Annotated in this window: 23 protein-coding genes; 8 read left to right on the top strand and 15 right to left on the bottom strand. The window is 73.7% G+C overall.

Annotated elements, in window-relative coordinates; translation table 11 throughout:
- Positions 1-3 precede the first annotated feature (3 nt).
- The 3 genes from ACF1A1_RS29290 to ACF1A1_RS29300 form a co-directional block, all read right to left on the bottom strand.
- A complete protein-coding gene (locus ACF1A1_RS29290; RefSeq protein ID WP_392004014.1) occupies positions 4-1,134 on the bottom strand; it encodes a DMT family transporter in 1,131 nt (376 codons plus the stop codon).
- On the bottom strand, positions 1,131-1,736 hold the full coding sequence (locus tag ACF1A1_RS29295; RefSeq protein ID WP_392004015.1) for a TetR/AcrR family transcriptional regulator: 606 nt from the start codon (positions 1,734-1,736) through the stop codon (positions 1,131-1,133). Before ACF1A1_RS29295 ends, ACF1A1_RS29290 begins: the two co-directional genes overlap by 4 nt.
- Positions 1,737-1,797: 61 nt before the next feature.
- Positions 1,798-2,682 (bottom strand): NAD(P)-dependent oxidoreductase, encoded by an 885-nt coding sequence (locus tag ACF1A1_RS29300; RefSeq protein WP_392004016.1) that lies wholly within the window; start codon positions 2,680-2,682, stop codon positions 1,798-1,800.
- Positions 2,683-2,852: 170 nt separating this feature from the next.
- Between ACF1A1_RS29300 and ACF1A1_RS29305 the strand changes: the two genes are divergently transcribed.
- Positions 2,853-3,437, top strand: a complete 585-nt coding sequence (locus ACF1A1_RS29305) for a TetR/AcrR family transcriptional regulator (protein WP_392004017.1) — start codon at positions 2,853-2,855, stop codon at positions 3,435-3,437.
- Positions 3,438-3,565: 128 nt separating this feature from the next.
- Positions 3,566-4,333 carry an SDR family NAD(P)-dependent oxidoreductase gene (locus ACF1A1_RS29310; protein ID WP_392004018.1) on the top strand — a complete coding sequence of 256 codons (768 nt, stop codon included), beginning with the start codon at positions 3,566-3,568 and terminating at the stop codon, positions 4,331-4,333.
- 3 nt (positions 4,334-4,336) lie between these two features.
- Here the strand turns inward: ACF1A1_RS29310 and ACF1A1_RS29315 are convergent, their stop codons facing one another.
- A complete protein-coding gene (locus ACF1A1_RS29315) occupies positions 4,337-5,581 on the bottom strand; it encodes an ROK family protein (RefSeq protein WP_392004019.1) in 1,245 nt (414 codons plus the stop codon).
- 28 nt (positions 5,582-5,609) lie between these two features.
- Complete coding sequence (locus tag ACF1A1_RS29320) at positions 5,610-6,272, bottom strand: alpha-ketoglutarate-dependent dioxygenase AlkB family protein (RefSeq protein WP_392004020.1); 663 nt, start codon at positions 6,270-6,272, stop codon at positions 5,610-5,612.
- A 67-nt stretch (positions 6,273-6,339) separates the two neighbouring features.
- Between ACF1A1_RS29320 and ACF1A1_RS29325 the strand changes: the two genes are divergently transcribed.
- Complete coding sequence (locus ACF1A1_RS29325; RefSeq protein ID WP_392004161.1) at positions 6,340-7,476, top strand: methyltransferase; 1,137 nt, start codon at positions 6,340-6,342, stop codon at positions 7,474-7,476.
- Here ACF1A1_RS29325 and ACF1A1_RS29330 read toward each other — a convergent pair.
- From ACF1A1_RS29330 to ACF1A1_RS29350, 5 genes are all read right to left on the bottom strand, one after another.
- Positions 7,463-8,323, bottom strand: coding sequence for a ketose-bisphosphate aldolase (locus tag ACF1A1_RS29330; protein ID WP_392004021.1), 861 nt, complete (start codon positions 8,321-8,323; stop codon positions 7,463-7,465). The genes ACF1A1_RS29325 and ACF1A1_RS29330 overlap by 14 nt on opposite strands.
- Positions 8,324-8,378: 55 nt before the next feature.
- Positions 8,379-9,260 carry an SIS domain-containing protein gene (locus ACF1A1_RS29335; RefSeq protein WP_392004022.1) on the bottom strand — a complete coding sequence of 294 codons (882 nt, stop codon included), beginning with the start codon at positions 9,258-9,260 and terminating at the stop codon, positions 8,379-8,381.
- A 558-nt stretch (positions 9,261-9,818) separates the two neighbouring features.
- Positions 9,819-10,145, bottom strand: coding sequence for a DUF2218 domain-containing protein (locus tag ACF1A1_RS29340; RefSeq protein WP_392004023.1), 327 nt, complete (start codon positions 10,143-10,145; stop codon positions 9,819-9,821).
- A gap of 323 nt (positions 10,146-10,468) precedes the next feature.
- Positions 10,469-11,017: a DUF1062 domain-containing protein gene (locus ACF1A1_RS29345; RefSeq protein ID WP_392004024.1), complete on the bottom strand. Its 549-nt coding sequence runs from the start codon at positions 11,015-11,017 to the stop codon at positions 10,469-10,471.
- 374 nt (positions 11,018-11,391) lie between these two features.
- A complete protein-coding gene (locus tag ACF1A1_RS29350) occupies positions 11,392-13,950 on the bottom strand; it encodes an MFS transporter (protein ID WP_392004025.1) in 2,559 nt (852 codons plus the stop codon).
- Between the two features lie 290 nt (positions 13,951-14,240).
- On the opposite strand from ACF1A1_RS29350, the gene ACF1A1_RS29355 reads away from it, so the two are divergent.
- Both ACF1A1_RS29355 and ACF1A1_RS29360 read left to right on the top strand, forming a co-directional pair.
- A complete protein-coding gene (locus tag ACF1A1_RS29355) occupies positions 14,241-15,527 on the top strand; it encodes an MFS transporter (protein WP_392004026.1) in 1,287 nt (428 codons plus the stop codon).
- A gap of 96 nt (positions 15,528-15,623) precedes the next feature.
- Complete coding sequence (locus ACF1A1_RS29360; protein WP_392004027.1) at positions 15,624-16,370, top strand: maleylpyruvate isomerase family mycothiol-dependent enzyme; 747 nt, start codon at positions 15,624-15,626, stop codon at positions 16,368-16,370.
- A 76-nt stretch (positions 16,371-16,446) separates the two neighbouring features.
- Here ACF1A1_RS29360 and ACF1A1_RS29365 read toward each other — a convergent pair whose 3' ends face one another.
- Positions 16,447-16,839 (bottom strand): MarR family winged helix-turn-helix transcriptional regulator, encoded by a 393-nt coding sequence (locus ACF1A1_RS29365; RefSeq protein WP_392004028.1) that lies wholly within the window; start codon positions 16,837-16,839, stop codon positions 16,447-16,449.
- Between the two features lie 86 nt (positions 16,840-16,925).
- Here ACF1A1_RS29365 and ACF1A1_RS29370 point away from each other — a divergent pair, with 86 nt between their 5' ends.
- Both ACF1A1_RS29370 and ACF1A1_RS29375 read left to right on the top strand, forming a co-directional pair.
- Positions 16,926-18,416 carry an MFS transporter gene (locus tag ACF1A1_RS29370; RefSeq protein WP_392004029.1) on the top strand — a complete coding sequence of 497 codons (1,491 nt, stop codon included), beginning with the start codon at positions 16,926-16,928 and terminating at the stop codon, positions 18,414-18,416.
- A 161-nt stretch (positions 18,417-18,577) separates the two neighbouring features.
- Positions 18,578-18,865: a DUF6332 family protein gene (locus ACF1A1_RS29375; RefSeq protein WP_392004030.1), complete on the top strand. Its 288-nt coding sequence runs from the start codon at positions 18,578-18,580 to the stop codon at positions 18,863-18,865.
- Here ACF1A1_RS29375 and ACF1A1_RS29380 read toward each other — a convergent pair.
- The 3 genes from ACF1A1_RS29380 to ACF1A1_RS29390 form a co-directional block, all read right to left on the bottom strand.
- Positions 18,826-19,491: a response regulator gene (locus ACF1A1_RS29380; RefSeq protein ID WP_392004031.1), complete on the bottom strand. Its 666-nt coding sequence runs from the start codon at positions 19,489-19,491 to the stop codon at positions 18,826-18,828. The genes ACF1A1_RS29375 and ACF1A1_RS29380 overlap by 40 nt on opposite strands.
- Before the next feature lie 34 nt (positions 19,492-19,525).
- Entirely contained in the window at positions 19,526-20,758 is a 1,233-nt protein-coding gene (locus ACF1A1_RS29385; protein ID WP_392004032.1) for a sensor histidine kinase, read from the bottom strand.
- Between the two features lie 334 nt (positions 20,759-21,092).
- Positions 21,093-21,785, bottom strand: a complete 693-nt coding sequence (locus tag ACF1A1_RS29390; RefSeq protein ID WP_392004033.1) for a TetR/AcrR family transcriptional regulator — start codon at positions 21,783-21,785, stop codon at positions 21,093-21,095.
- A 148-nt stretch (positions 21,786-21,933) separates the two neighbouring features.
- Here ACF1A1_RS29390 and ACF1A1_RS29395 point away from each other — a divergent pair, with 148 nt between their 5' ends.
- Positions 21,934-22,386, top strand: a complete 453-nt coding sequence (locus ACF1A1_RS29395) for a nitroreductase/quinone reductase family protein (RefSeq protein ID WP_392004034.1) — start codon at positions 21,934-21,936, stop codon at positions 22,384-22,386.
- A 207-nt stretch (positions 22,387-22,593) separates the two neighbouring features.
- On the opposite strand, the gene ACF1A1_RS29400 is transcribed toward ACF1A1_RS29395, so the two are convergent.
- Positions 22,594-23,826 carry a geranylgeranyl reductase family protein gene (locus ACF1A1_RS29400; protein WP_392004035.1) on the bottom strand — a complete coding sequence of 411 codons (1,233 nt, stop codon included), beginning with the start codon at positions 23,824-23,826 and terminating at the stop codon, positions 22,594-22,596.
- Between the last annotated feature and the right edge of the window lie 12 nt (positions 23,827-23,838).

Genomic DNA, 23,838 nt, shown 5'->3' on the forward strand with positions numbered 1-23,838 from the left:
AACTCACCGATCCGCTTCGGGACGAGCGACGAGCGACACGGCAGCGGCAGCGGCAGCGGCAGCCGCAGCCGCAGCCGGGGGCGGCGCATCCCCAGGTGGCGGATCCCCATGTGCTGCATCGCCATGTGGTGGATCCCCATGTGCTGTACCGCCATGTGCCGCACCCACCTGTGCCGAGGCGCCGTCGTCTTCCCGCTGTCGCGGTTGCCGGGTGCGGCGCGCCGGGGCGGTGAGGACGGCCAGGCAGCCCACGACGAGCGCGATGCCGATCCAGCCGACCGCGGGGAGGCGTTCGCCGACGACCAGCACGGCCAGTACGGCCGCGACGGCCGGTTCGAGCAGGGACAGCGTGGTCGCCGTGCTGGCGGGCACGTGCGCCAGACCCCAGCCGAACAGGACGTAGCCGGCGAACATGGGCACCAGCGCCATGTAGACGCCGACGGCCGCGTTGGACCAGGAGCTGATGAGCGGGGCCCCGGTGGCCAGCAGGACGGGCACCAGGAGCAGACCGCCCACCCCGAAGACCGCGCCCATCGCCGCGCGGGAGGTGATCCCGCGGGTGATCAGCCGGTGAGCCGCCCAGGAGTACAGGGCGTAGGTCGCGGCGGCGATCAGGCCCAGTCCCACCCCGAGCACCGTGGCGCCCACGGACGCCGTTTCCCGGTCACCGTGGTCCCGCGTGGCCTCGCCCACGCACAGCAGGACCGTGCCCAGCAGGCCGAGGGCCGCGCCGAGCGTCCAGCGCCGCGACAGTCGGCGCCGGTCCAGCACGCGTTCGATGACGGCGGAGGCCAGCGGGGCGGTGCCGAGCGACACCACCGTGCCCACGGCCACCCCGGCCAGACGCATCGAGCTGTAGAAGGCCAGCGGATAGACCGCCACGGCGACCGAGCCCAGCAGCACGACACCCCACTGTGCCCGCAGCTTCCGGCCCTGGCGGGCGATCGGGGCAACGGCCGTCAGGGCCTGGAGCAGTCCGCCCAGCCCCATCGCGACGGCCCCGATGGCCAGCGGTCCCACGGCCGGGGCGAAGGTGGCCGCGGTGCCGGTGGTGCCCCACAGCACGGACGCCGCGAGGACGCACAGGGATCCCGCGCCCACCGACCGGGCGGCGCGTCCGGCGGGCCGCCTCACAGCCGGTCCAGCAGGTCCGCCGCCAGTGCGCGAGCGTGCCGCAGTCGGGTGCCCTCGCCCTCCAGGCCGGCGCGCGCCATCGCGCCTTCCAGCAGGAACGCCAGGTGCTCCGCCGTCGCGCGCGCCTGCTCGGGCCGCGCGGGCAGCAGGTCCGCGAGGTGGCCGGCGATCAGGCCCTCGACCTCCTCCTTGTGTCGGCGCACCACGGCCCGCCCCTCGTCTCCGGCGGGCAGCTCGGCCGCCGCGTTCAGCAGGCCGCATCCGCGAAAGCCGTGTTCGTAGGCGAACGCGGCGTGATCGGCGTAGGCGTCGAACACCGCCAGTACGCCGCCGCGTGGCCCCTGGGCCCGCTCCAGCCGCGACCTGTACAGCCCCAGCCACTCCTCGTGCCGGGCGTCGAGGTACGCCTTCACCAGGTCGGCCTTGGAGGAGAAGTTGTTGTACAGGCTCATCTTCGCCACGCCCGCCTCGGCCGTGATCGTGTCGATCCCGGTCGCCGCCACGCCGTCGGCGTAGAAGCGGCGCGCCGCGGCGGCCAGCAACCGTTCCCGGGCCGGCCGCCGCCTCGTGGGCCCGGCCGTCCCCGCGCCGGTCTCGGTCATCGCGCACTCCGACTGAATAGGTAGGTAGGTCTACCTACTGTAAGGCATCGCCCCTCGGGAGTCAGGCGTCCTCCTCGAAGCTGGCGAAGTAGGCGGCGGCCATGTCCTCGTCCGCGTGACCCTGGGCCGCGGCCCGTTCGAGGCGCTCGGCACTCGCGGCCGCTACGTCCAGCCGGACACCGCTCCGCCGCCCCGCCTCGACGATCAGGCGTGCGTCCTTCGCCGCCGTCGCCACCGCGAACTGCGGAGGCGACAGCCGGCCCTCGAGGACCAGACCGGCCTTCGCGCGCAGGTAGCCCATGTCCAGCGGGCCGCCCTCGATCAGCGCGAAGAACGCATCCGGGTCGACGTCCAGGGACCGCGACAGGGCCAGCACCTCACCGGCCGCGGCGGTGGCCGCGATCACCCAGCTGTTGGCCACCAGTTTCAGCCGGGTGGCGCTGCCCGCGCCGCCGTCCTCGCCGGTCCACACCGTCCGCGCGCCGACCGCGTCGAAGACGGGCGCCACCACCGGCCGCCCCGCCTCGGGGCCGGCCGCCAGGACCGTCAACCGCCCCTCCTCAGCGGGTTGGCGTGTGCCCAGCACCGGCGCGTCGAAGAACACGAGGTCGTGCTCGCGGGCGAAGGCCGCCAGGTCGCCGATCGCCTCGATCCCGGCGGTGGTCGACTGCGCCCAGGCGGCACCCGCGCGCAGGGCGGGAGCGGCCTCCCGCATGGTCTCCAGGGCGGCGGGGCCGTCGTAGAGCATGGTCAGGACGACGTCGGCGTCCCGCACGGCGTCGGCGGGGGTGTCGGCGACGGTGATCCCGTCGGCGGTCAGCGGTTCGGCCTTGGCGCGGGTGCGGTTCCAGGCGCGGACGTCGTGCCCGGCGCGGGCGAGGTTGCGGGCCATCGCGGCGCCCATGATGCCGGTACCCAGGACACTCACAGTGAGCTTGTCGGTCATGACGTCAACCTACTGGGGGGCGGCGCGAGGCGATCGCACTGAAGGAGTGCTCCCCGTACTCCCCCTCCGACCCCTGCCACGGAGGGAGTTCGGCTGTGTTCCGGTACGGCTTCCGACCGGATCGCCCTGCTTACTTGACCGATCGTTCTAGATTGATTTAGCGTCAGCTCATGGCCAGAACCAAGGAATTCGATCCGGACGCGGCCCTGGAGTCGGCGTTGGAACTGTTCTGGCGGCGCGGCTACGAGGCCACGTCGATGGCGGACCTCGTCGAGCACCTCGGCATCGGGCGCGCCAGCCTGTACGCGACCTTCGGCAACAAGCACGACCTCTACCTCAAGGCGCTGGACCGGTACGGGGAGACGCACCAACCGCTGCTCGTACGCGAGTTGTCGCAGCCGGGGCCGGCGCTGCCCGCGGTGCGGGCGGTGGTGCGGCGGTTCGCGGCGGAGGCCATGGACGGGACGCGTCGGGCGCACGGATGCTTCGTCACGAACACGGCCACGGAACTCGCCCCGCACGATCCGGCCGCGGCCCGCCGCGTCGAGGTGAGCTGGGAGCACCTGGAGACGCTGCTGCACTCGGCGCTCGTGCGCGCGCGGGCACAGGGGGAACTGCCCGACGGGCGGGAGCCGTTGGCGCTGGCCCGTATGCTCCTCGTGCTGCTCCAGGGGGTGCGGGTGGTCGGCAAGGCGTCCTCGGACCCGGCGCGGGTGCGGGACGCGGCGGAGCAGGCGCTGGCGCTGTTGGACTAGGTGGTTCCGGGCGGCCTCCGGGGCAGCCCTCCTGCGGTTCTCCCCCGACTCCTGTCTGCCTCACCCCTGCCCCATCCCTGCCTCATCCCTGCCTTCATAGTGGAACGATCGGTCTGGAAAGGACTGGCATGTCTCGGAATCGCTTCTCCGGCCGCACCGCCCTCGTCACCGGCGGCGGCTCCGGCATCGGACGCACCCTCGCCCTCGCGTTCGCCGCCGAGGGCGCCCGGATCGTCGTCGCCGGCCGGAGGCGGGCGGCGCTCGACGAGACCGTCGCCCTCGTCGAGCGGGCCGGCGGCACCGCGGCGGCGCACGTGGCCGACGTGACGCGCGCCGCCGATGTCGAGGGGCTCGTCCGGGCGGCCGTGGAGCGCTTCGGCTCCCTCGACGTCGCCGTCAACAACGCCGGCGTCTTCCGGGGCGGCCGGCCGGTCGCCGAACTCACCGAGGACGACTGGCGCACGGTGCTCGACACCAACGTCACCGGCGTCCTCCTCGCCCTGCGCGAGGAGGTCCGGCAGATGCGCGCCCAGCCGGGCGGCGGCGCGATCGTCAACGTCTCGTCCAACCTCGGCGTCCACCGGCAGGTGCGGGGCGCGACCGCGTACGCCGCGACGAAGGCCGCCGTCACCGCCCTCACCCGTGGGGCCGCGCTGGACCACATCGGGGACGGGGTCCGCATCAACGCCGTCAGTCCCGGCGCGTCCGACACGCCCATGTCGCTGCTGTCCGGGGAGACCGAGGCGGAACGCGCCGTCCGGATGAAGGAGGCGTCGCCGCTGGGCCGGGTCTCGTCGACGGAGGAGGTGGCCCGGGCGGTGCTGTACCTGGCGTCGGACGAGGCGGCGTCCGTGGTCGGCGCGGACCTGGTCGTCGACGGCGGGTCCGCCCTGTAGCGCTCAGACCCCGCCGAGCGCTCCCAGCGGATCGTCGAGCACCGGCTGCCAGGCCAGCTCCGCCGCGCCGACCAGGCTGTTGTGGTCGAGGGAGCAGGCGAGGATGGGCACACCGCCGCTGCGGCCCCAGAGGCTGCGGTCGGCGACGACCGCGCGGAGACGGTCGGGGTCGGCGTCCAGGAGGGTGCGGTGCAGGCCGCCGAGGATGATGCGGTCGGGGTTGAGGATGTTCACCAGCCCGGCGAGCCCGAGGCCCAGCCGGTCGATCAGGGCCTCGGTGGCCGTGCGGACGACCGGGTCGGCGTACTCCTCGCGGATCAGGTCGTTGGCCTGCTGGAGCAGGGAGCCCTCGGGGCCGGGTTCGCGGCCTGCGGTGGTGAGGAGGGCCAGCGGGTCCGCCTCGACGTCGAGGCAGCCGCGGCTGCCGCAGTGACAGGGGCGGCCCTCGGGATTGACGGTGAGGTGGCCGACTTCGAGGGCGAGTCCCGAACTGCCGGTGTGCAGGCGCCCGTCGAGCACCAGCGCGCCGCCGACCCCGCGGTGCCCGGTGGCCACGCACAGCAGGTCGCGGGCGCCGCGCCCGGCGCCGTGCCGGTGCTCGGCGAGCGCGGCGAGGTTGACGTCGTTCGCGGCGAAGGCGGGGCCGGTGATCCCGGCCGCGCGGACCCGCTCGGCGAAGATCTCCCGGACGGCCGCCCCGACCGGCCAGGCCAGGTGGAGGGGGTTCAGCGCCAGGCCCTCGGGTTCGGCGACCGCGGACGGTACGGCGAGTCCGGCGCCCACACAGCGGCGGCCGGTGGCGCGCAGCAGTTCGGCGCCGGCCTCCACGACGGTGGCGAGCACCTTGGCCGGGTCGGCGTCGACGGTCTCGCAGCCGGGCGTGGTGGCGACGATCCGCCCGCCGAGGCCGACCAGCGCGGCCCGGAATCCGTCGGCGTGCACCTGGGCGGCCAGGGCGACGGGCCCGTCCTCGGCGAGTCGGAGCCGGTGGGAGGGGCGGCCCTGGGAACCGGCGGCGGCGCCGGGGCGCGCGTCGACCCGGATCAGGCCCAGCGCCTCCAGCTCGGCGGCGACCGCGCCGGCGGTGGCGCGGGTGACGCCGAGTTCGGCGGTGAGCACCGCGCGGGTCGGCGCCCGCCCGGTGTGCACGAGCTCCAACGCGGGACCGAGCGCACCGCGCCCCCGGTCCAACCGCGCCCTCGAGGTGGTCCCTTCCCCCGCCGACCGGGGGTCCGCCTTGCCGCTCATGAGGGGGAGTCTCCCATGATCCGCTTCGTCAGGTGGCGTCCGGGAAGCCACTGACCCGCAGGGTGACGTTCAGCCGCCCGGTCAGCCCCAGCCCGTCCGGCGCCGTCCCCGGGTACACCCGCGGCACCCCGTGGTACGCGAGGCGCGAGGGCCCCCCGAACACGAACAGGTCGCCGCTGCGCAGCTCCACGTCGGTGTAGGGCCGGGCACGTGTCCCGGTGTTGCCGAAGCGGAAGACGCAGGTGTCGCCGAGGCTGAGCGACACCACGGGTGCGTCGGACTTCTCGTCGGCGTCGCGGTGCATGCCCATCCGGGCGTCGCCGTCGTAGAAGTTGATCAGCGCGATGTCGTACGCCGCCGAGCGGGCCGCTTCCGGGCCCAGTGTGTCGGCCACCGCGCGCCGGCCCAGCTCGCCCAGCCAGGCGGGGAACGGCTTCACGGGGGTGCCGTCGCCGTCGACGACCGTGCGGGCGTAGGCGTACGGGTACCAGTGCCAGCCGAGGCAGACCTGCCGGGCGGTCATCGTCCCGCCGCCGGGGGTACGGACCGTGCGCAGGCCGGCGGGCGGGCGGGCCCACTCCCGGCAGGCCTCCAGCAACTCCCGCCGAAGGGTCGCGTCCAGCCAGTCGGGGACGTGCACCGCGCCGGGCGCGATCTCCGCGCGCTCCCGGGGAAACAGCTCGGTGTGCATGGCACCATCCTCCCCCAGCGGGTCCGAGCTGCGGCTCGGCTAGCCTTGACGCACGATGAACGACCGTATGCAGACGCCGTGGGGCGAGCTCGCCCTGGCCCGCCACCCCGAGGACCCGCGCGACACACTGCGCGCCTGGGACGCCTCCGACGCGTATCTGCTGCGGCACCTCGCCGAGCAGGAGGTGCCGCTGACCGGGACGGTCGTCGTGCTCGGCGACCGCTGGGGCGCGCTGGTCACGGCGCTCGCCGCGCACCGGCCGACGCAGATCACCGACTCCTGGCTGGGGCAGGAGGCCACCCGGGCGAACCTCGCCCGCAACGGTGTCGAGCCCGGCTCCGTCCGGCTGCTCACCACCCAGGACCCGCCGCCCGAACGGGTGGACGTGCTGCTGGTGCGCGTGCCGAAGAGCCTCGCGCTCCTGGAGGACCAGCTGCTGCGGCTGGCGCCCTCGGTGCACGCGGGGACGGTCGTCGTCGGCACCGGCATGGTGAAGGAGATCCACACCTCGACGCTCCAGCTGTTCGAGCGGATCCTCGGCCCGACCCGGACCTCCCTCGCCCGGCAGAAGGCCCGGCTGATACTCTCCGCTCCCGACCCGGCCCTGGAGCGCCCCGCCAATCCGTGGCCGTACGGCTACGACCTCCCCGACGGCATCGGGCCGCTCTCCGGCCGTCCGGTCGTCAACCACGCGGGCGTGTTCTGCGCCGACCGGCTCGACATCGGCACCCGGTTCTTCCTGCGGCACCTGCCACTGACGCGCGGCGCGCGGCGGATCGTCGACCTGGGCTGCGGCAACGGCATCGTCGGGACGGCGGTGGCGCTGGCCAACCCGCAGGCGGAGGTGCTGTTCACCGACGAGTCGTTCCAGGCGGTGGCCTCCGCTGAGGCGACGTACAAGGCGAACGGGGTGCCCGGGCACGCGGAGTTCCGGGTCGGGGACGGGCTGGCGGGGGTGCCGGACGGCAGTGTGGACGTCGTCCTGAACAACCCGCCGTTCCACTCCCACCAGGCCACGACGGACGCCACGGCGTGGCGGATGTTCACCGGGGCGCGGCGGGCGCTGCGGCCGGGCGGCGAGCTGTGGGTGGTCGGCAACCGGCACCTCGGCTACCACGTCAAGCTCCGGCGCCTGTTCGGCAACAGTCAACTGGTCGCCGGTGAGCCGAAGTTCGTGGTGCTGAAGGCCGTCAAGCGAGGCTGAGTCCCACCTGGGTGAGGATCCGCTCGACCGTCCGGGCCATCGCCTCCCTGCCCGCGCTCAGGTAGGTGCGCGCGTCGACCGCGTCCGGGTGGGCGCCCAGGTACTCCCGGATCGCGGCGGTCATGGCCTGGTTGAGGGCGGTCCCGATGTTGACCTTGGCGATGCCGCCCGCGACGGCGGCCCTCAGCTCGTCGTCCGGGACTCCGGAGGAGCCGTGCAGCACCAGGGGCACGTCGAGGGTCGCGGTGAGCCGCTCGAGGAGGTCGTGGTCGAGGGTCGCGGTGCGGGTGGTCATCGCGTGGACGCTGCCGACGGCGACGGCCAGGGCGTCCACCCCGGAGTGCGTGACGAAGGCGTCGGCCTCGGCGGGGTCGGTGCGGGCGCCGGGCGCGTGGGCGGCGCGCGGCGGCCGGCCGTCCTTGCCGCCGATCTCCCCCAACTCCGCCTCGATCCACAGCCCCTGGGCGTGCGCCCAGTCGACGGCCGCGCGGGTCGCGGCGAGGTTCTCGTCGTACGGCAGGTGCGAGGCGTCGTACATGACGGAGCTGACGCCGGCGTCCGCGGCTTGCCGGAGCAGAGGGACGCCGCGGACGTGGTCGAGGTGCAACGCGACGGGTACGGCGGCCCGTTCGGCGGCGGTGACGGCGGCGCGGGCGAGCGGGAGCAGACGCCCTCCGCGGAACCTGACGGCGTTCTCGCTGACCTGGAGGACTACGGGTGCGTCGGCGCGCTCGGCCCCGGTGATGACCGCCTCGACGTGTTCGAGCGTGATGATGTTGAAGGCGGCGACGGCGGTGTGGGCCGCGCGGGCGCGGGTGACCAGTTCGCCGGTGGTGGTGAGGGGCACGGCGTCTCCTCGTCGACGAAGGCGGGCATCGCGGGCAGGGGGCGCGGGCAGGGGCTCAGGGCGTGAGGATCACCGAGCGGGTGAGGTGGCGCGGGCGGTCGGGATCGAGTCCGCGGGCGGCGGCCACGGCGACGGCGAGGCGCTGGGCGCGGACCAGTTCGGCGAGCGGGTCCAGCGCGCCGGGGATCCACAGCCCTCCGGTGGCGCGGACCTGTTCGGCCAGCCCCTCGGGTGCCTCGCCGAACATCCAGGTCGCCCTGGACCGGGTGGTGATGCTGATGGGCCCGTGCCGGTACTCCATCGCGGGGTACGCCTCGGTCCAGGCCAGTGCCGCCTCGCGCATCTTCAGCGCCGCCTCGTTCGCCAGTCCGACGGTCCAGCCGCGTCCCAGGAAGGTGAACTGACCGCATTCCACCAGGCCTTGGGGCAGCGGCTCGGTGAGCGCGGTGCGGGCGTCGGTGACCACGGCGTCGGTGTGCAGGCCGAGGTGGGCGCGGAGCAGGGTGAGCGCGGTGGTGGCGAAGCGGGTCTGGACGACGGAGCGTTCGTCGGCGTGGTCGAGGACGACGACGTGGTCGGCTGCCTTCGTGACCGGGGTGTCCGGGGCGGCGGTGATCGCGGTGGTGCGTGTGCGTCCCCGCAGCCGCGCGAGCAGGTCGAGGACCTCGGTGGTGGTGCCGGAGCGGGTGAGGGCGACGACCCGGTCGTAGGCGCGGTGGTACGGGAACTCGGAGGCGGCGTGGGCGTCCGTCTCGCCGTGCCCCGCGCCCTCGCGCAGGCCGGCGGCCGCCTGGGCCATGAAGAAGGAGGTACCGCATCCGACGATCGCGACCCGCTCGCCAGGTTTCGGCAACTCGCGTTGGTATCGGGCGACTTCGGTCGCGGCGCGGATCCAGCACTCCGGCTGGCCGGTCAGCTCGTCCTCGACGTGGGTCATGCCCCACCTCTTCCCGACGGTGATGGTTCCTGCAAGATAGGGCAGCGGATGCTCGTGCGCACGGGGGCGGGGCGGTGGTGCACCGGGCGGTCGACCGGACGCGGGCCGCGCGGGCGCCGGGGAGACCGGTTCACCTCGGAGGGCGAGGTGAAGCACACGCCGACCGTCTCCTGGTCGAAGGGGAGGTCGGCGGGCGGGACTGTCGTGGGCCGGGGCCTCCTCAGGGACGGCCGGCCGCTCCCGGTGACCTACGGCGACCAGAAGGCATTCCGCGCCTGGTGCGCCACTGTGGCCGTACCGTGGCGCGAGTGCCGGCCGGGCCGCGACGTCAGGAGGGCAGGCACCCCCCAGAAGTCCAGGCTGTCTTCCTCGGCGAAGTCCCGGCCCACCCGGGAACAGGCGGCCGGCACCGCACCGCTCGCCGGGGAGGCGGGGCAGGCCATCAGCGGTGGGGCAGGCCATCAGCGGCATCAACCCGCCCGTCCGGAGCTGCACCGGGGCCAGGACGGCGCAACGTGGCCCCGTTGCCGAGGTCCGTCGGCCGGCCGGGCGCTGTGGTCAGTCGGATTCGCCGCGCTGGACGCTCCCGGTCTCCCCGGTGTCCCGCCGCCACTCGACGACCAGCTCGTCGCGCGTACCGAAGCGGACCAGGTGACGGCCCATCACGTCCTCGAGCCGGTCGAGGTGTTCGGCATCGGTCTCCAGGGTGAGCAGCAGAGCGCCCTCGGTCGCGGTGAGGGTGCCGGTGCCCTGCGGGAAGGTGATCCGGCCCTCCCCCTTCTCCTCGTCCCAGGCCGACTCGGCGCGGCGGCCGAGGTGGGCGGCGAGCTGCTTGGCGTAGCGGTGGGGGCGGTCGGTGAGGACGCGGGCTTCCGAGCGGGCCATGGACGACTCCTGGGGGTTGGTGGACGGACCTGGGCGCCGGAGGGGCGGACCCCGGGCTTCCGGCTCCCTGCTGTACTGCCAGACGGACCGGCCCCGCGTACACCTCCCGCGCCGCACGGTACGGATTCCTTCCGCGGCGTCTCCACGCCCGTGTCCAGGACGTGGACACGGACGTGGACACGGACGTGACCTCGGGCCGGCCCGGCCGGAGTCGCCCACCGGAGTCGCCCGCCGCGAGGCGCTTTTGGAGGGACCGGCGCCGGTGAACCGGGCCTGTCCGGCGGATCGTGCCGGACAGGCCCCTGGTCGGTCCCGAGGAGGGCTCAGCGCTTGAGCGTGAAGGTGAAGTCACCGGAGAGCTTGCCGCTCAGCCGGACTGCCGAAACGAGATTCCCCTCCGTGATCAGTCTCTCGACCTCGGCCCGCGAGAGACCGCAACCTTCAGCGATCAGCCGCACCGGCCGGACAGGGATCCTCGCCGCGAAGCGGACCGAGACGTCGATCACCTCGCGGTCCAGGTGATCCGATCCGCCGGTGTCGAGGCGCCAGGCGTCGTCCCAGTCGAGGGCGATGCGATTACGGCGCCGCACCACCGGGTCCTGGAGCAGCTCGGCTGTCAGACCGAGGTCGTTGTCATGCAGCCGGTCCAGCAACTCAGGCCGTACGCAGCGCACGTTCATCCGCTCCAGGACCGTGAGCTTCGCGGTTTCCCCGCAAGCGGTACAGAGCACGAGGAGCCAGGCGTCGATGAGCTTGTGGTTCGCGTTGACGCGGAATTTACCGCTTGCCCGGAAGCGCTCGGACGCGCAAGCGTGGCAACGACGGAGAACGAGCGGCAGGCAGGTGGGCACGACCACCCAGTTTTCGAGCACAGAAGTACACCGGTTTCAGTGAGAAGTCCGCAGCAAAACGGAGCGCGGCGCACATGCGCGACGCGCGACGATTCAGCACTCGGGAGGTCTCACAGGGTGTACAACGGCAGGTCCTTGCCTGGACGACGTGGTTCGGCAGCACGGTAATGGCGCACAGCGGCGCCGTTCCACTGGTTTTCGAGCGCCCACCGCCAGGTCCTGTCCGGCGGATCAGGGACGAAGCCGGAGTCAGCTCGCGGCGACGGTGACGGTGCCGTGGACGACGTAGGCCCGTGGACGACGTAGGCCCGCTTGTCGTACCTCGTGGCCACGGCCCGGCCCGCGGTCCGGGCCTCCAACACCGGCCCCGCCGACCCGCCTTGGCACATGTGGCCTCAGCCGGGCCCACTCGTCGTTCGCCGGATCTCCCCGTCCCCCGACGGGCGCGACGACCCCCGCCCGGACCAGTCACACGATGCGCCGGACAGGACCTGGTCGGCCGCGTGGGCCAGTTCGATGTCGTGGCCGTCGATGTCCCCGCCGGACACGCTCACGCCCTCGGCGCGCGGCGGGTAGCCGGTGGCTATGACCGTATACTGCCCGCCGTCCAGGTCGCAAAAGGCGTACGCGCCGTCGGTGCCGGTCGTGGTGGTGGCGACGACGTTGCCGACGGCGTCCACCAGGGTCACCCGCGCGTCGCCCAGCGGCGCGCCCGAGCCGCGCACGGTGCCCCGCACCTGCGCGCCGGGCCGCAGCTCGACATCCACCCGGGTGACGCCCGTCGCACCGATCTCGACGGACCGGGCCAGCGGGCGGTGCTGGGGCGAGCTGACCGCGAGGGTCACCGGCCCCGGCACCAGGTCGGCGACGGCGAACTCGCCACCGCCGTCGGTCCGCGCGGTCGCCAGCACATCGCCCCGGACGTCCGTGACGATGACGACCACCCCGGCGACCGGCACCCCGCCGTCCGCCGACCGCACGACACCGGCGAGTCCGCTGCCGCCCGTGAGCAGCACGTCGTACGTCACCGGCTCGGCGCCGGCCACGACGGTCGTCGCCTGCGGCTGATGGCCGTCGGCGGAGGCGATCAGGACGTACGTCCCCTCCCCCGGCGTCTCGACCGCGTAGGAGCCGTCGGGCCCGGCGACCGAGCGGCCCAACTGCCGTCCGCCCAGCGAGATCAGCGTGACCGCGGCACCGCCCACCGGCACGCCCTGCGCACCCCGCACCCGGCCGCGCACCGGGTACCCGCCCCCGGCCGGCCCGTCGTCCGTGAGCCCCGGGACAGTGGCGACCAGCTCCGCGACGGCACGGGCCAGCGGGACGGCGACGGCGGCACCCACGGCCTGCTCCCCCACGGGGCGGGTGACCGTCTCCGGAGTGCCCGCGCCCTTCTGGCCGGCGGCCGTCTCCGCACCGCCAGCGCCCCTGTCGCCGGCGACCGTCTCCGAAGTGTCCGCGCTCCTCTCGTCGGTGACCGGTTCTGCACCGCCGGCGGCCGCGTTCTCCTCCACGGGCTCCGCCGCCGGGGCGGCGGCCGTCCGCTGCCGCGGGATGAAGGCGGCGACGAGGAGGGCGAGCAGCGCGGCGCCCGAGCCGACCGCCATGACGACCTTGAACCCGTTCTCGGAGGGCAGGGCCGTGGTGCCGAAGGTGGTGGTCATCTGGGCGAGGAACACGCCTGCGACGGCGCTCGCGGTGGAGGTGCCGATGGACCGCATCAGGGTGTTGAGGCTGTTCGCGGCGGCCGTCTCGGAAGGGTCCACCGCGCCCATGATCAGCGCGGGCATGGCGCCGTAGGAGAAGCCGATACCGGCACCGATGACGCAGGACACCAGGACGAGCTGCCACACGGCGTCCATCAGCACGATGTTGAGGCCGTACCCGACGGCGACGATCACGGCGCCGAGCATCAGGGTCACCTTCGGACCCCGTGCCCTGGAGATCGCGGCGGACACCGGCGCCATGGCCATCATCACCAGGCCGGTGGGGGCCATGACCAGGCCGGCGTCCAGCAGCGACCTGCCCAGACCGTAGCCCGTCGCCTCGGGCAACTGCAGGAGCTGCGGAAGGACCAGGGACATGGCGAACATGGAGAACCCGAAGGCCATCGAGGCGAGGTTGGTCACCAGTACCTGGCGGCGGGCGCTGGTCCGCAGGTCCACCAGTGGTTCGCCGACGCGCAGTTCGAAGAAGCCCCACAGGAGCAGGACGACGACCGCGCCGGCGAACAGACCGAGCGTGGTGACGCTGGTCCAGCCCCAGTCGGCGCCCTGGGAGATCCCCAGCAGCAGACAGACCAGCCCGGCCGCCATCCCGACGGCACCCACCAGGTCGAACCGCCCGCCGGTGCGCACCGTCGACTCGGGCACGATCAGCGGCACGAGCACGGCGGCGACGACACCGAGCGCGGCCGACGTCCAGAACAGCGTGTGCCAGTCGAAGTGGTCGGCGATCAGCGCGGCGGCGGGCAGCCCCAGCGCGCCGCCGACACCGAGCGAGGCGCTCATCAGCGCGGTGGCCGAGCCGAGCCGCTCGGCGGGCAGTTCGTCGCGCATGATGCTGATGCCGAGCGGGATGACCCCGGCCGCCAGACCCTGCAGCGCCCGGCCGGCGACCATCGGGGCCAGTGTGTCGCTGAGGGCGGCCGTGACCGACCCGGCGACCAGCATGACCAGGCTGACCAGCAGCATCCGGCGCTTGCCGTACATGTCGCCGAGCCGGCCCATGACGGGGGTGGCGACGGCGGCCGCCAGAAGCGTGGCGGTGACCGCCCACGCCGCGTCCGACGCCGACGCGTCCAGCAGCTTCGGCAGCTCGGGGACGATCGGGATCACCAGGGTCTGCATCAGCGAGACCACGATCCCGCCGAAGGCCAGCACCGCGACGACGAGACCGGCCCGCGAGGCGGGGACCTTCTCGGTACGGTCGGGGCCGGGTTGCGCGTGCGACATGGGTCGGGCCTCCGTGGGGGATGCGGTGTGCGCGACCCCCCGACTCTAGATCCCCTTGATCTTAAGCAAGTAGAGCTTTTGGTGTGTGCGGCGTGAAGAATCCAAGGTGACCGCCCCTTGGTGAACCCCCGCCGGGCGCCCCGACGCACGCCCCGGCGGCTCCGCGCTCGAGCGCCCCACCGACGCCGCTCCGACCGGCCTAGGCCTCCGACAACTCCCTTGCCCGGCCATCGGCCGCCACCTAGCCTGACTTTGTGCCGCTAATAAACAAAGCCCGAACGCACAACGCCGTGCCGGGCGACACGCTCAGTCGGCTCCGCATCGCCCTCACCGTCTTCTTCGCCCTCGACGGGTTCGTGTTCGCGGGCTGGGTCGTGCGCATCCCCGCCATCAAGGAACAGACCGGCGCCTCCGCCAGCGCCCTCGGCCTGGCCCTGCTGGGGGTCTCCGCCGGCGCGGTCGTCACGATGATGCTCACCGGCCGCCTCTGCCACCGCTACGGCAACCACCGGGTCACCGTCGTCTGCGCGGTCCTGCTCTCCCTCAGCGTCACGCTCCCCCCACTGACCCACTCCGCGCCCGCGCTCGGCGCCGTCCTGCTGTTCTTCGGTGCCGCGTACGGCGGGATCAACGTCGCCTTCAACAGCGCCGCCGTCGACCTGGTCGCCGCCCTGGACCGGCCGGTCATGCCCACGTTCCACGCGGCCTTCAGCCTGGGCGGGATGATCGGCGCCGGTCTGGGCGGGCTGGTCGCGGACTCCCTCTCCCCCACGCACCATCTGCTGGGGCTGTGCGTCATCGGCCTGCTGGTGACCGCGCTGGCGGGGCCGACGCTGCTGCGGGAGGCGCCGCCCGGGCCGCCGGGCAGCACCCCCAAGCAGGCGTCCCCGCACGACGCGGCCTCCGCGGAGGACTCGGCAGGGGACGCCGCCGGAGTCGCCGGCTCCACCCCACAGGCCCCCGAGAGCCGTAAGCCCTCCACCGAAAGCGGTACGCCCTCCAGCGAACCGTTGCCCCGCCGCCTCACCCCGCGCACCCGCCGTCTCGTCATCGTCTTCGGCCTCATCGCCCTCTGCACGGCCTACGGCGAGGGGGCCCTCGCCGACTGGGGCGCCCTGCACCTCCAGCAGGACCTCGACGCCTCGCCCGGGCTCGCCGCCGCGGGCTACTCCTGCTTCGCGCTCGCCATGACCGTCGGCCGGCTCACCGGCACCACACTGCTCCAACGCCTCGGCCGCACCCGTACGGTCGTGGCGGGCGGTACGACCGCGGCGGTCGGCATGCTGGTCGCCTCGCTGACGCCCGTGGCGTGGGTGGCCCTGCTCGGCTTCGCCGTCACCGGGCTCGGGCTCGCCAACATCTTCCCCGTCGCCGTGGAACGCGCCGGCGCCCTCGCCGGCCCCACCGGGGTCGCCGTCGCCTCCACCCTCGGCTACGGCGGGATGCTGCTCGGACCGCCGGCCATCGGCTTCATGGCGGACTGGTTCTCCCTGCCCGTCGCCCTCACGAGCGTGGCCGCACTGGCGGCGGTCGCGGCGCTGATCGGCCTCACCATCCGCCGCGCGTCGTCGAGTTGAGCGGGAGGTACCCGGCAAGGCACCTCAACACCGGGACCCCGGACGGATCAGCCACCGCCACCGCATGGAGCGCACTCCATGCGGCACACTCACCGCATGGACACTGCCGAGTTCCTCCGCATCCTCGACCAGGAGGGCCGGTCGCTCGCCGCCGCCGCGGCCGCGGCGGGCCCCGACGCCAAGGTCCCGACCTGCCCGGACTGGCAGGTCCGGGATCTGCTGCGGCACACGGGGACGGTGCACCGCTGGGCGACGTCGTTCGTCGCCGAACGCCGTACCTCCCCCCACCCCGAAGCCGGACTGCCGGACCTCGACGGCACCGCGCTGCTGGACTGGTACCGGGAAGGGCACCGACGACTCGTCGACACCCTGGCCTCCGCCCCGCCCGACCTGGAGTGCTGGCACTTCCTGCCCGCGCCCTCGCCGCTCGCCTTCTGGGCCCGGCGGCAGGCGCACGAGACGGCCGTGCACCGCGTGGACGCGGAGTCGGCGCGCGGTACGACGCCCGAGGAGAGCACCGCCTCGTTCGCCCGCGGCTTCGCGACGGACGGCATCGACGAGTTGCTGCGCGGCTTCCACGCGCGCGCCAAGAGCAAGGTCCGCACCGAGACGCCCCGGGTCCTGCGGGCACGGGCGACCGACTCCGACGACGCCGTGTGGACCGTACGCCTGTCGCCCGAGCCGCCCGTGGCGGAGCGGGGCGGTGCGGGAGAGGCCGACTGCGAGGTGACGGGGACGGCTGCGCAGCTCTATCTGGCGCTGTGGAACAGGCTGCCGTTCCCCGCCGTCACGGGGGACGCCGCGCTCGCCGGCCTGTGGCGCGAGAAGTCCGCCGTGGTGTGAAACCGACCCCGGCCCACGAAGCCGGTTCGCCGGGGGGCGTCAGTCCGCGAGCGGGTCGTCAGTCCGCGGGGGGTCGTCAGTCCGCGAGCATCCTCGTCAGCACCGCGCGCTGCACCGGCAGTACCTCGTCGTGCAGCGCGCGTCCCTTCCCCGTGAGCGCCACCTTGACGCCCCTGCGGTCCTCGGGACACAGACCGCGCTCGACGAGGCCTTCCTTCTCCAGCCGGGCGATCAGCCGCGACAGCGCGCTCTGGCTCAGATGGACGCGCTCGGCGATCTCCTGCACGCGGAAGGTGCAGGAGCCGTCCGGGTGCGCTCCTGCGGCGAGGACGTCGAGCACCTCGAAGTCGCTTGCGCACAGGCCGTGTCGGTGCAGCGCACGGTCCAGTTCGCACTGGGTCCGCGCGTGCAGCGCCAGGATGCCCCGCCACTGTTCCACGAGCGCCTGTTCGGCCTTCTTCGCCGCCATGGGCCGCACCGTAGCAGAGAACCGCATTTATTGCACCGGAATTAAATGCGTTTGCATTCGATGCAAGCGCATGTACTGTCTGCGGCATGACCTCTCCGCTCTCCTCCCCCGCGTCCCCCCTCTCGGAGGTTCGCTGGACCGCGCGGCTCTGGGGCACCCTGCTGGTGCTCTGCGCGGCGATGTTCCTGGACGCGCTGGACGTGTCGATGGTCGGCGTCGCCCTGCCGTCCATCGGCTCCGACCTCGGCCTGTCCACCTCGACGCTGCAATGGATCGTCAGCGGCTACATCCTGGGCTACGGCGGTCTGCTCCTGCTCGGCGGCCGCACGGCGGACCTGCTCGGCCGCCGCCAGGTCTTCCTGGTCGCCCTGGCGGTCTTCGCGCTGGCCTCGCTGCTCGGCGGGCTCGTCGACTCCGGACCGCTGCTGATCGCCAGCCGGTTCATCAAGGGCCTGAGCGCCGCCTTCACCGCCCCGGCAGGCCTGTCGATCATCACCACGACGTTCCCGGAGGGCCCGCTGCGCAACCGCGCGCTCTCCATCTACACCACCTGCGCCGCCACCGGCTTCTCCATGGGCCTCGTCCTCTCCGGCCTGCTCACGGAGGCCAGTTGGCGCCTCACCATGCTGCTGCCCGCCCCGATCGCGCTGATCGCCCTGCTGGCAGGCCTGAAGCTGCTGCCGCGCAGCGAACGCGAAAAGGGACACAACGGCTACGACATCCCCGGCGCCGTCCTCGGCACCGCCTCGATGCTGCTGCTGGTCTTCACCGTCGTCCAGGCGCCGGAGGCGGGCTGGACATCCGCCCGCACACTGCTGTCCTTCGTCGCCGTCGCCGTCCTGCTGACCGTCTTCGTCCTCGTCGAGAGGCGCTCGGCAGGCCCGCTGATCCGGCTCGGCGTGCTGCGCTCCGGCAGCCAGATCCGCGCCCAGCTCGGCGCGATGACCTTCTTCGGCTCGTACGTCGGCTTCCAGTTCCTCGCCACGCTCTACATGCAGACACTGCTGAACTGGTCGGCCCTGCACACGGCGCTGGCCTTCCTGCCGGCGGGGGCGCTGGTGGCGCTGTCCTCGACGAAGGTGGGCTCGGTGGTCGACCGGTTCGGCACCCCGCGGCTGATCGCGGTGGGCTTCGCCCTGATGGTCGTCGGATACGCGCTGTTCCTGCGCGTCGACCTGAACCCGGTGTACGCGGCCGTGATCCTGCCCAGCATGCTGCTCATCGGCGCGGCCTGCGCGCTGGTCTTCCCCTCGCTCAACATCCAGGCCACCAACGGCGTGGAGGACCACGAGCAGGGCATGGTCTCGGGCCTGCTGAACACCTCGGTCCAGGTGGGCGGCGCGATCTTCCTGGCCGTGGTGACGGCGGTGGTCACCGCGGGCGCCCCGGCGGACCCCACCCCGCAGGCCGTCCTGGACAGTTACCGGCCCGGCCTGACGGTGGTCACCGCGATCGCCGCCCTGGGACTCCTGATCACCCTGCCCGGCCTGCGCACCCGACGCGCCCGGCGGTCGGTCGTGGTCGCCCGGTCCACCGTGGAGGAGACGAACGCGGAACGCGTGCCGGTCCGCGACTAGACCGTGTTCTTCTGATCAGCCCGACTCGGGGCCGCGGCGCCCGGCCGACGCCGGCGCCGCGGCCCCGGAACGATCCGTACGACACGGCCCGAGGAAAACGCCTCCGCGTGCGCCCGGTGAGGTCTGTTGCCCGCCGGGCGCACGCCTGTGAGACTCGCGGTATGAGCGTTCACGGGGGACGGCGCACGCAGGCCGATCGGGATGCCGTCACAGTCGAGATCGGGTACGCGCTCTTCAGCGCGGCCTTCGCCGCGGCCCTCTTCTTCGGGGTGGTCGCCGGCCCGGCGCTGCTGTTCCACCTCCCGGACCTCGTCGAGAGGTGGTCGCTGCGGACGGGGAGCGTGCTTGCGGCCGTGGTGTTCGCGGCCCGGGTGGTGAGTGTGCTGGTGCGGTTCCGCACCGACGGCGGTCAGCCCAGCCAGCCCGGCCGGACCAGCCCCGACTCATAGGCGAGCACGACCAGTTGGGCCCGGTCGCGCGCGCCCAGCTTGACCATCGTGCGGCTGACGTGGGTCTTGGCGGTGAGCGGGCTGACGACCAGCCGGCGGGCGATCTCCTCGTTGGACAGGCCGATCCCCACCAGCGCCATCACCTCCCGCTCCCGCTCGGTGAGCCGGGCCAACTCGCCGGCGGCCGCGGGCTCCTTGGACCGCGCGGCGAACTCGGCGATCAGCCGGCGGGTCACCCCCGGCGAGAGCAGCGCGTCACCGGCCACCACCGCCCGCACGGCGCGCAGGAGTTCATCGGGCTCGGTGTCCTTGACGAGGAAGCCGGAGGCGCCCGAGCGGATCGCCTCGAAGACGTACTCGTCCAGTTCGAAGGTGGTGAGCATGACCACCTTCACCTCGGTGAGCGCCTCGTCCCCGGTGATACGGCGGGTCGCGGCCAGCCCGTCGAGCAGGGGCATGCGGATGTCCATCAGGACGACGTCCGGCCGCAGTGCGCGCACCTCGCGGACCGCCTCCTCACCGTCGGCGGCCTCCCCGGCCACCTCGATGTCGGGCTGGGCGTCCAGCAGCGCGCGGAACCCCGCCCGGACCAGTGACTGGTCGTCGGCGAGCAGTACGCGGATCACCGGCCCTCCCTGACCTTCGACGGCAGCGCGCGGCTCACGGCTGCTCCTCCCCGGTCCCGGCCGGCAGGACGGCCAGCACCCGGAAGCCGCCGTCGTCGCGCGGTCCCGCCTCGATCGTGCCACCCAGGGCCGCGGCCCGCTCCCGCATTCCCGCGAGCCCGTTGCCGCCGCCGCCCGCGTCGGCGTGCGTCGCCGGCCCGTCGTCGTCGATCCGCAGCCGCAGCGTCCCGCCCGCCCGGTCGAGGTGCACGCGCGCGCGTCGCGAGCCCGAGTGCCGTACGACGTTGGTGAGGGCCTCCTGGACGATCCGGAACGCGGCGAGGTCCGTACCGGGCGGCAGTCGGGGCGGCTCCCCCGTCACCTCGACGGTCAGGCCGGCGCGCGCCGCCTGCTCCACCAGTTCGGGGAGCCGGTCCAGGCCGGGCGCCGGGGCGCGCGGGGCGTCGCCGGGCGTGCGGAGGGTGTTCAGGACCTGGCGCACCTCGCCGAGGGCCTCCTTGCTGGCGGACTTGATGGTGGTGAGCGCGGTGCGCGCCTGCTCCGGGTCGGAGTCGAGGAGCGCCAGGCCGACGCCCGCCTGGACGTTGATGACGGACAGGCTGTGGGCGAGGACGTCGTGCAGTTCGCGGGCGATGCGCAGGCGCTCCTCGTCGGCGCGCCGCCGGGCGGCCTGGGCGCGCTCGGCCCGCTCCCGCGCCCACTGCTCGCGCCGGGTCCGGGCCAGCTCCGCGACCGCCACGATCACCACGGCCCAGGTGGCGACGACGATCTCCTGCCCGAAGGACGCCGGGCGGTCCCCCGACGGCGGAAGCCACCGGTACAGCCAGTGCGCGACCAGCAGGTGCACGGCCCACAGCATGCCCAGGGCCGTCCAGGCGGCCCGGCGGTGCCCGGCGACGACGGCGGCGAAGCAGGCCACGGCGACAGTCAGGAAGACCGGCCCGTACGGGTAGCCGGCGCCCAGGTAGAGCGCGGCGGCCGCGGCCGTGCCGAACACGACGGGCACCGGGTGCCGTCGCCGCCACAACAGCAGGGCGGCGGCGACGAGCAGCAGCACGCGTGCGAACGGGTCGAGGGCTGCCCGTTCGCCCTGCTGCTGGTGGGCGGCGAAGTCCGAGCCGACGAGGACCAGGACGGTGAGCAGCAGGGTGGACCGCCAGGGCCACCGGCTGCCCGGTTCCGCGTCCTGCGGGTGGCCTGCCCACGGCGGCCCGTGCCGCCGCCACCGGGCCGGCCCGCCGCGCTCACGCACCCGGTCTTCGTCCATGTCCGCCACGCTAGACGTCCCTCGCCTCGACGGGCGTCCACCGGGCGGGGTGGTCGGGCGTACTCCCCGCGCAGTACACCGGGCCGGGCCGCGGAGTCCCGGTCGAGCCGTTCGCCGAAGGCCCGGCAGGCCGGCGGGAGCCGCTCCCGGCCCGTGTGTTCCCGCTCGGCCCGACTCGGGGCCGCGGCGCCCGGCCCGACCCCGGTGCGCGGGGCTTGGCGCGAGCAGCTGCAAGGCGAAGGAGGGCGTCCATTACGGAGTATGGACATCCGGCGACAACGCGGCGGATGTGCGTGCCAGGCCCCGCGGCACCGGATGGTCCGAAAGGCCCGGCCTAGTCCAGCCCCACCGAGTGGGCGAGCCGCGTCACCGCGTGCCGGAAGAACGCGTCCCGTTCCTCGACCACCCGGTGGAACTGCCCGAACAGCTCGAAACCCACCAGGCCGTACAGCTGGGCCCAGGCCGCGACCAGCGCCGCGACCACCTCCGGCGGCAGATCGGGGGCGAGGTCGGCCGTCATCCGCTCGGCCTCGGGGCGCAGGTCGGCGGGGAGCGGCGGCTCGACGGGCCGGGTCCGCCCGCGCCGCGCGTCGCGCGCGATGTCGATGAGGAGGGTGCCGACGCGGGCGGCGGCGGGGACCGTCGTCTCGGGTGCGCTGTAGCCGGGCACCGGCGAGCCGTAGATCAGGGCGTACTCGTGCGGATGGGCCAGCGCCCAGCCGCGGACCCCGTCGCAGACCGCGACCCAGCGCCGGACGGGGTCGGCGTCCGCGACGGCCGTGTGGGCGGCTTCCGCGCTCTCACCCAGGGAGTCGTAGGCGTCGATGATGAGCGCGGTGAGGAGGTCGTCGCGGCTCGGGAAGTAGCGGTACAGGGCGGAGGAGACCATGCCCAGCTCCCGGGCCACGGCCCGCAGGGAGAGCTTGGCGGCGCCCTCGGCGGCGAGTTGTCTGCGCGCCTCGTCCTTGATGGCGGCGGTGACTTCGATCCTGGCGCGGGCACGGGCGCCTCGTGTGGTGCTGCTCATGAGGTCAGGGTCCCATGCGAAGGGAGCGGTGCACACAATCGAGAGCGGTGAACAAAAAAGAGAGCGGCGCTCTTGCAGCGATCACCGATCCGGTGCAGACTTCCGGCAAGCGAGAGCGCCGCTCTCCCAAACAGCCGGGGAATCCACCATGTCGTCGTCGCCGTACTACCTCAAGGGCAGCCCCCTCAACGTCCGCCTCAACAGCGTCATCGGCTGGCTCGCCCGGCACGGGCTCAGCATCGCGGGGACCGCGGAGATGTCCGTACGGGGTCGCAAGAGCGGTCGGATGCAGCGCATCCCGGTCAACCCGCACACGTACGAGGGCGGCCGCTACCTGGTCTCGGCCCGCGGCCACTCCCAGTGGGTGCGCAACATGCGCGTCGCCGGCGGCGGCGAACTGCGCGTGGGGCGCAAGGTCCGCACCTTCTCCACCGTGGAGCTCTCCGACGCGGAGAAGCTCCCGGTTCTGCGGACCTACCTGGAGAAGTGGGGCTGGGAGGTCAACCAGTACTTCAACGGGGTCACGGCCAGGTCCACCGACGAGGAGATCGTGGCGGCGGCCCCCGACCACCCGGTGTTCCGGATCACCGTCGAGAGCTGAGCCGTGTCTTTCGGATCGGCCGACTCGGGGCTGCGGCGCCCGGCTGACGCCGGTGAGCGGGGCTCGGTGCGTGCGGTGGTGAGGCGGAGGAGGGCGCGGAGGGCGCCCCTGCGGAGCACGGGCGACCGACGACAACGCGGCGGACGTGCGTGCCGAGCCACGCGGTCCCCGGATGATCCGAAGGACACGGTCCGAGCCCCGTGTCTCTCAGGAGTCGCTCTTCTCCACCGTCTGCCGCCGGTCCATCGCGGTCAGCGCGCGCTGGGCGAGCGGGTGGGTGCGGACGAGCTCGCCCAGCGTCGTCCGGCCGCGGGTGATGTCCGTGAACGCCCGCCAGGCGGGGCGCAGGCCGGTCAGGGCGGCGTGGAAGAGGCCCGGGCGGCGCTCGAACGCGGCGAGCAGCCGCTTGCCGACACTCATCTCCACCCCGAGACCCGCCTTGACCGCGAACGCGTAGTTCAGGGCCTGGCGGCGGGTGTCCACCGCGTCGTGCGCCTCCGCGATACGGACCGCCCACTCGCCCGCGAGCCGGCCCGAGCGCAGCGCGAAGGAGATGCCCTCCCGGGTCCACGGCTCGAGCAGACCCGCCGCGTCCCCGCAGACCAGCACCCGCCCGCGCGAGAGCGGGGAGTCGTCGGCGCGGCAGCGGGTCAGGTGGCCGGAGGAGATGCTCGGTTCGAAGCCGGCGAGGCCGAGCCGCCCGATGAAGTCCTCCAGGTACCGCTTGGTGGCGGCGCCTTCACCGCGCGCCGAGATCACCCCGACCGTCAGCGTGTCGCCCTTGGGGAACACCCAGCCGTAACTCCCGGGCATCGGGCCCCAGTCGATGAGCACCCGTCCCTTCCAGTCCTCGGCGACCGTCTCCGGCACCGGGATCTCCGCCTCCAGGCCGAGGTCCACCTGGTCGAGCTTCACGCCGACGTGCGCTCCTATGCGGCTCGCGCTGCCGTCGGCGCCGACCACCGCCCGCGCCAGCAGGGTCTCGCCGCCCTGCAGGACGACCGCGACCGTCCGCCGGTCCGGCACCGCCGAGCCGTGCTGCTCGACGCGCTGCACGGTGACGCCCGTACGCACCTCGGCGCCCGCCTTCTGGGCGTGCTCCACGAGCTGCTGGTCGAACTCGGGCCGGTTGATCAGCCCGAACAGCATCTGCCGGGAGCGGCGGGTACGGGTGAAACGCCCGTTGTTGGAGAACGTCACCGCGTGCACCCGGTCCCGCAGGGGCAGTTCGAAGCCGGGGGGCAGCGCGTCGCGCGAGGGCCCGATGATGCCGCCGCCGCACGTCTTGTAGCGGGGCAGCTCCGCCTTCTCCAGCAACAGCACGCGCCGCCCCGTGACCGCCGCCGCGTAGGCGGCCGAAGCCCCCGCGGGTCCCGCGCCCACCACGACGACGTCCCACACCTGCCGCACGTCGTCCGCCGAAGAGTTCTCGCTGCTCACGATGGTCTACTG

This window comes from Streptomyces sp. NPDC014995 (assembly GCF_043080745.1).
Taxonomy (GTDB): Bacteria; Actinomycetota; Actinomycetes; order Streptomycetales; family Streptomycetaceae; genus Streptomyces.